Source organism: Halomonas sp. (assembly GCF_052095765.1).
Lineage (GTDB): Bacteria > Pseudomonadota > Gammaproteobacteria > Pseudomonadales > Halomonadaceae > Halomonas.
In genome coordinates this window covers 12,572-15,657 of record NZ_JBQDJZ010000067.1, presented here as the reverse complement: position 1 = coordinate 15,657, position 3,086 = coordinate 12,572, and the positions used below count along the sequence as shown (strand labels likewise).

The window sequence follows — 3,086 nt, the reverse complement described above, 5'->3', positions numbered from 1 at the left end:
AGTGGCGGCTATCTGGCGACACAGCTCCAAGAAGCGGGGCATCAACTGGCCGACCGCCAGCTGATTCGTGATGATATCTATAAAATCCGCGCTCAGGTTGCCGCCTGGATTGCCGATGACAAGATCCAGGCGATTTTGACTACTGGCGGCACTGGCTTCACTGGGCGCGACTCGACACCCGAGGCGATTTCAGTGCTGTTCGACAAGCGCATTGAAGGCTTTGGTGAGCTGTTTCGTCAGCTGTCTTACGATGAAATCGGCAGCTCCACCGTGCAAAGCCGCTGCCTTGGCGGACTGGCCAATACCACGGTGATATTCTGCCTGCCCGGCTCCACCGGCGCTTGCCGCACTGCCTGGGAGAAGATCCTTCTCGAGCAGCTCGACAGCCGACACAAGCCGTGTAACTTCGCCAGCTTGGTGATTCCAGGACGAGGCCAACATGGCTGAACCAACTTCCTCGCAGGATAAGCTCCACAGCGTTGAGCAAGCGCTTAGTGCGCTGCGCCAAGACATCGGGCTACTACCCACTCAGTGGTTAAGCCTGGATGCTGCTGCCGGGCGCATTCTGGCCGACGATGTATCTGCCAGGATGGACGTGCCGCCTTTTGATTCCAGTGCCATGGATGGCTTCGCCCTGGACCATCGCGATGCCGGTGCCTGGCTACCGATCTCACAGCGAATCGCGGCAGGACAAAGCGCCTCTCCACTCCGCCCCGGCAGCTGCGCCAGACTGTTTACCGGCAGCCCGATTCCCGAGGGGGCCGACTGTGTGGTCATGCAGGAGCGCGTTGAGCTCAGTCAGGAGTCACCTGAACAGCAGCCATCGGTCACTGACAGAACAGCCCAGCAGGCTTTGATGCCCACGTCGCTGAAGATCGGCGACAGCATCCGCAAGCGCGGCCAGGATGTGGCTGCCGGGAGTTTGCTGATGGCAGCGGGTACACGGTTGAATGCAGCAGCCCTTGGTATGCTGGCAGCCCAAGGAATTGCCGAGGTTGAGGTACGCTGTCGCCCTAGGGTCGCACTGCTGTCTACCGGTGATGAGCTGGTTGAGCCCGGGGTACCGCTGAAGCCCGGGCAGATCTACAACTCCAATCGACCCATGCTCAGCGAGATTCTGGCCAATTTTGGTGCCGAGGTTGTAATCACTGGCAGCCTGCCAGACTGTGCCGAGACTACCCGCGAACAACTCAGGAAAGCTGCTGACCTGGCCGATGTCATCGTCACCACTGGCGGTGTCAGCGTTGGGGAAGAGGATCACGTCAAAGCGGTGATTGAGTCGCTGGGCAAGCTGGACCTTTGGCGACTGGCCTTGCGTCCTGGCAAGCCACTAGCCCTGGGCCGCATCAGCCGTCCCGATGGTAGCACCTGCCGCGTACTGGGCCTGCCGGGGAACCCGGTATCGAGCTTTGTCGGTGCCTGGCTGTTTCTGCGCCCAATGCTTGGTGCCCTGCTGGGCGCGCCTCAGATGACTGCACTTCCCGAGTGGCCGGCGACCAGCACCTTTACCACACGCACCGGGCCACGCCGCCATTACATGCGCGTGCAACTACAAGCTGGCGCCGAAGGTCTGTGTGCTGAAGCATTCTCCAGCCAGGACTCCGGTGTGTTGTCATCGTGCTTTGCTGCCGATGCCCTGGCCGTGATTCCCGAGAACACCAGCATCGAGCCGGGTGACCGCATTATCTGCCTGCCGCTTTCCAACGATTTCTAGCGTTCAAAAGCGTCCAGAATTAAACGGGTTTTTTAAGCTTCAGGGCTTGGAGCGCCTAACGCATCACTGAGCTCTGGCCAAAAAGCCTCAAAGTCATTATCCAGGCTGCGGTAGTCATCCGTGAGCCAGGGAATCAACGCCGCCAACTGGTTGGAAGACGGGTCTTTTACTGTTGAGCCTCGGTTACTTCGTCGATCCAGCCGCTCACTCAGCCGCTCGCCCAGTCCTTCCAGAGCGCGGCAGGTAAACTGCCAATCGGCATAGCGTCTGAGCCAGTCCTGGCGAACCATCACCGGCATCATGGCCGCCAGACGGTCAGGGGCTGGCTGCTGAATGAGCAAGCGGTAACAGCGCGGTATCAGTGCATCATCATGATCAAGCCGTCGAGCAAGAAAGTGGTCCCACACTAGATCCAGAGCGATACCCGCATAGCGCCGTGAGCCATCCGGCGCTCGGCTCCGCGCCGCCACAATGCGTGGATGATGATCCACATAGGCATCCACGCGGCGGTGATGCCGAATCCCCCTGGCCACTTCGCAGGGCCAACCATCGAGCTGCCCCCCCCTTGACCCCGTCAGCAATCAGGTTTCCGTAGAGAAACGCATCGCTACCGTAGCGAGCTAACCAGGCATGGGCTAGAAAATTCATAGACTCTACTCGTGATACGCAGCCTGGCGATCAGCTGGACTTTTCAGTTGGCACAGAATCACAGGCAGTTAGCAGGTTTGGGCAGACCCGCCAGTCGCGCTGCCCGCTTAGCTGGGCTGCCAGGAAACAGCGTCATCAAATAAATGGAACGTCCCTTGTCGGCACCAAGCTGCTGACCAATAAACTTTACCAGCGGGCGCATGGGTGGCGCTGACTCGAAGCGCTGGTAAAAAGTCCGTAGCACCTCGATCACTTCCCAGTGTTCAGCCTCAAGGCACATGCCCTCTTCTGCGGCCAACGCCTGGGCAACGTCCTGACTCCAGTCACTCAGATCAACCAGGTAGCCCTCAGGGTCGAGGGCAACCTGGCGTCCTGCAACAGACAAATAGCGTGACGCCTCACTTGATGCCATCAGTACCAGCTCACCGACTGCGTTGCTTTCTCGGTCAGGGTGACGAAGCCGTCGATATCCACCACCTGAACCGAAGAATCCAGCCGTCCGCCCAGCCCTCGGGCTTCAATATCCTCACGCAGTGCAAACACACGCCCAGAGGCTTCGTCCAGATAACTGATCATGCCGGGCACGCCCCCCTGTACTGCATCTTCGATCAACAGCAGCAGATCATCGGGCTCCATGGCGTCCAGTGCCTGGCGGTACACGCCGCTGGTCGCGGGGGAACGATTCAAAATATGCAGTTTCATCTCTGGGGTACTCCGCAGGCTG

Annotated in this window: 5 protein-coding genes and 1 pseudogene; 2 read left to right on the top strand and 4 right to left on the bottom strand. The window is 59.5% G+C overall.

The window, feature by feature from the left end; genetic code table 11:
* Window positions 1–447 (top strand): molybdenum cofactor biosynthesis protein B (gene moaB / locus ACTH3D_RS09480; RefSeq protein WP_441666830.1); only part of this gene is annotated, 447 nt, incomplete at its 5' end.
* Window positions 440–1,714 (top strand): molybdopterin molybdotransferase MoeA, encoded by a 1,275-nt coding sequence (locus tag ACTH3D_RS09475; protein WP_441666829.1) that lies wholly within the window; start codon window positions 440–442, stop codon window positions 1,712–1,714. The genes moaB and ACTH3D_RS09475, both read left to right, overlap by 8 nt.
* 32 nt (window positions 1,715–1,746) lie before the next feature.
* On the opposite strand, the gene ACTH3D_RS09470 is transcribed toward ACTH3D_RS09475, so the two are convergent.
* The 4 genes and pseudogenes from ACTH3D_RS09470 to tusB form a co-directional block, all read right to left on the bottom strand.
* Window positions 1,747–2,295, bottom strand: a complete 549-nt coding sequence (locus tag ACTH3D_RS09470) for an ACP phosphodiesterase (RefSeq protein ID WP_441666828.1) — start codon at window positions 2,293–2,295, stop codon at window positions 1,747–1,749.
* 22 nt (window positions 2,296–2,317) lie between these two features.
* Window positions 2,318–2,362, bottom strand: a pseudogene (locus tag ACTH3D_RS09465) (hypothetical protein); the annotation flags it as partial.
* 58 nt (window positions 2,363–2,420) lie between these two features.
* Window positions 2,421–2,774 (bottom strand): TusE/DsrC/DsvC family sulfur relay protein, encoded by a 354-nt coding sequence (locus tag ACTH3D_RS09460; protein ID WP_441666827.1) that lies wholly within the window; start codon window positions 2,772–2,774, stop codon window positions 2,421–2,423.
* Window positions 2,774–3,086, bottom strand: a 313-nt coding sequence (gene tusB / locus ACTH3D_RS09455; protein ID WP_441666826.1) for a sulfurtransferase complex subunit TusB, incomplete at its 5' end; no start/stop codon positions are given. The genes tusB and ACTH3D_RS09460, both read right to left, overlap by 1 nt.

Excerpts from the sequence above, each read along its gene's own strand:
- ACTH3D_RS09475 (WP_441666829.1), top strand. The coding sequence starts at position 440 with ATGGCTGAACCAACTTCCTCGCAGGATAAGCTCCACAGCGTTGAGCAA.
- ACTH3D_RS09460 (WP_441666827.1), bottom strand. The coding sequence starts at position 2,774 with ATGGCATCAAGTGAGGCGTCACGCTATTTGTCTGTTGCAGGACGCCAG.